The sequence below is a fragment of the Pseudomonas sp. P7548 genome, assembly GCF_013386585.1.
Lineage (GTDB): Bacteria > Pseudomonadota > Gammaproteobacteria > Pseudomonadales > Pseudomonadaceae > Aquipseudomonas.
The window spans coordinates 1-353 of record NZ_JACARO010000231.1; the positions used below are offsets into that span (position 1 = coordinate 1).

Sequence of the window (353 nt, forward strand, 5' to 3'; positions counted from 1 at the left end):
GTATAGGTATCGGCCCCACCCGCACGGACCGTCGCCACGGGCTTTGGCACCGCGTTGACGTTGGTGCTGGCTTCGTTACTGGTGATGATCGTGTACGCCGCATCGGTCGTGCCCAGGTTCTTGAAGGTGACCGCTACCGGAGGACCGGCAAAGGCCGATCCGGCGGTCAGCGTGGCCAGGGCCAGTACCGAAATAACAGACTTGAACATCTTCATGCTTTTGCTCCTTTTGGTTTGATTTCCTGTCCACGGCTTTTCCGGTCGAGCGGAAAAAACCTGTCTCCTGGCACAACCAGGCCGACGGCAAAAGTTCGAAAGCATGGAAAACACAGAACCCGAGGCACGACTTTCCCC

At 57.8% G+C, this 353-nt stretch carries 1 pseudogene; it reads right to left on the minus strand.

What is annotated here, in order from left to right:
- Positions 1-215 (minus strand): annotated as a pseudogene (locus HX803_RS32450) (hypothetical protein); the annotation flags it as partial.
- Positions 216-353 lie beyond the last annotated feature (138 nt).